Here is a 2,701-nt window from a genome sequence, read left to right as displayed (position 1 = left end):
GATATGGATTATAAGGATGAATCATTTTCAACGGTTTCTGGTGATGTTCAATCAAATGAACTACATGTTTCCCATAGCGGTAATTCAGAAGTAGACGTTAACGTAGTGGTTCATGTAGACTTAACTCCACTTGCATTTGCTATGTTGTATTCATTATTAGCTAATCGTTTATTAACCGAGGAAGGATTCATCTTAGCACTTGAAAGATTAGAACGTTATATAAAAAAACAAGAGACAAAATCAACCCCAAAAAACTAACGTCAAGTTAGTTTTTTTATTTGATGCGAATGTTATGTGTACAAGATATCGCTTTCAATTAATTATATACCTTGAGACGAAAGTTATGAAAGAAAACTAAATTGGAGGTAAGAATTTGCGCTTTCTCTCATTTTCTAGAAAGCACCTTCGACAGTTTGAGAATCTTGTTCCAAGGAGCGGAGATTCGCCTCCGACTTCCTTCAATTTACGCATCATCATGAATACACTTATCTTACGCTAATCCGCACTATAGTTTTCTAGGTTCGAGATTTACACCCTAAATACAGGCACACACTAAAAAAACTGACCTATTGGTCAGTTTTTTGGTTTTAAGTTTAAAAGGCGGTGTTTTAAATCCTCTTCCATACTTGTTAGTTCTATTTGAGCTTGTTGACGTTTTATTCGTCCTTCCGCTTGTATACGCATCGTTTCTTCTAACGCAGTAATTAAATTATCTTGTGTTTTCTTCAACGTTTCGATATCCACTAATCCTCTCTCATTAGCTTTAGCTGTTTCGATCGTATTCACTTTCAACATCTCTGAGTTTTTCAACAATAAATCATTCGTTGTTTTCGCTACTTGATTTTGAGCATTGACAGCACTTTGTTGACGAAGAAGTGCTAAAGCAATAGCAACTTGATTCTTCCATAACGGAATAGCTGTCATAATTGATGATTGGATTTTCTCTGCTAATGTTTGGTTTGTATTTTGAATCAAGCGAATTTGTGGTGCCGTTTGAATCGTAATTTGTCTACTTAATTGTAAATCATGCATTCTTTTCTCTAATCGATCTGCGAATTGCATCATATCGTTTACTTCTTGAACAGCCATTTGATCGCCAGTAGCTTCTGCTTTTCGACGTAATTCGGGAATGACTTTTTCATTTAACTCTGCCATTTTTAATTCAGCCGCTGCAATATAAATATTCAACGCATGAAAGTAGTCTTTATTCTTTTCATACAATTGTTCTAACATTCCAATATCCGTTAGAAGACCGTTTTTTGAATGAGTTAATTGAACAGCTATACGGTCAATTTGTACACTTGTTTTTTGATATTTAGATAATGTTTCTTGAATAGATGTTTGAATTTTTCCGAATAAACGTGAAATCATGCCACGTTTCTCACCTAGTTCATCTGGTTTTACACTTTCTAAACGCTTCATTAAATCGCCTAGAATATCACCAATTTCACCGATGTCTTTCTTCTGAACTTGATCAAGCATCGCATGTGAAAAGCTTGTTAGCTTCGTTTGAGCTTGTGATCCATACATCATCATTGCTTTAAAATCAGTTGGATCTATTTGCTCTGCAAGCTGAACTGCACGCTCACGATTTTCTTGTGGAAGAACATCCACTAATCTTTTTGGTTGTGGTGTTGAATCGTAGCTAGTCTCAGCTACTGGATTAACGCTACTATCATCACCGAATGGATTTGCTAAAAGATCATCTAGTACGTCGCTTTTTTGAAGCGGATTATTTTCTGACATGTATGTTCCTCCTTAAGACTTTACGTTCGGGTCTTTATTTTTCTCGATAGATTGCTTAGCGACATCGATTTCTAATCGTAGTGTATCTACATCGCTAGCAAGTAAATTAGATAAATCTTGATTAATTGTGTCAGCCATAGAAGAAATAGTAACCCTCGTTTCACGAAGAGAGTCTTGAATTTCACCAGTCTTTACTTGTTGCTTCGTAAGAAATGCATATTTCTCTGTTAACTCCACCATTGAATCTAAATGAGAGTAATAAAATTGTTCTGCTTCATAAAAGCGTTTCGGGTCACTTTCAACAATGGATTGGATTTTCTTAGCCACTTTAATAACATCATAATTTTGCTTAATTGTTATAACACTTCCAACAGAAAACATGACTCTTTGCAAACGGGAAATCTTCACTTTTCCCTCTCTTAAGTGCTCTTGGATATACTTATATTCTCGACGGGATAACCCACTATTTTTCAACAGTCTGCTTGCAAACATCCACTTCATTCCAAAGAATGTAACGAAGAATGCAACGATTCCTGAAACAATTGAAATTGAAAATGAAGCATCTATAACGAGCCAGCTAATTAAGCTTGCAATAGCAAAAGCAGCCGCTCCTGTTCCTAATCGAAAAATAAACAAGAACATTGATAATATTGATTTCATTATTCATCGACTCCTAATTGAAGTTCCTTTAAACAGTATTACGTAAAAAAACTAGTAAAGTTTCAACTATTTTAGTCTGAATTATATAACTGTCTGTTACATAGAACTTTGTCCTTATATTATAACAATTGCTTACTATTTCATATATAAGACGGTAGACGTACAAGCACATAGGTCTACCCATTGGTTTTTTACCTTAAACAAATAAAAGCGCAAGCGCTTATTTCATTTTACACCATTACATTTATTATAATCTTTATACACATACTATTTGTACTGCTTTTTCTAATTATTT

2 protein-coding genes and 1 pseudogene are annotated in these 2,701 nt (G+C 34.4%); 1 reads left to right on the top strand and 2 read right to left on the bottom strand.

Going from position 1 to position 2,701, the window contains the following annotated elements; all coding sequences use genetic code 11:
- Window positions 1-258, top strand: a pseudogene (locus V7014_RS23225) (hypothetical protein); the annotation flags it as partial.
- 315 nt (window positions 259-573) lie between these two features.
- Here the strand turns inward: V7014_RS23225 and V7014_RS23220 are convergent.
- Window positions 574-1,746, bottom strand: coding sequence for a toxic anion resistance protein (locus tag V7014_RS23220; RefSeq protein ID WP_335510798.1), 1,173 nt, complete (start codon window positions 1,744-1,746; stop codon window positions 574-576).
- A 12-nt stretch (window positions 1,747-1,758) separates the two neighbouring features.
- On the bottom strand, window positions 1,759-2,406 hold the full coding sequence (locus V7014_RS23215; RefSeq protein ID WP_335510797.1) for a 5-bromo-4-chloroindolyl phosphate hydrolysis family protein: 648 nt from the start codon (window positions 2,404-2,406) through the stop codon (window positions 1,759-1,761).
- Window positions 2,407-2,701: the final 295 nt, after the last annotated feature.

Origin of the sequence: Bacillus sp. JJ722, from assembly GCF_036963345.1 — a bacterium.
GTDB lineage: Bacteria > Bacillota > Bacilli > Bacillales > DSM-1321 > Bacillus_AD.
The sequence above is the reverse complement of the archived record's forward strand: the minus strand, read 5'-3'. Positions and strand labels throughout refer to the sequence as shown.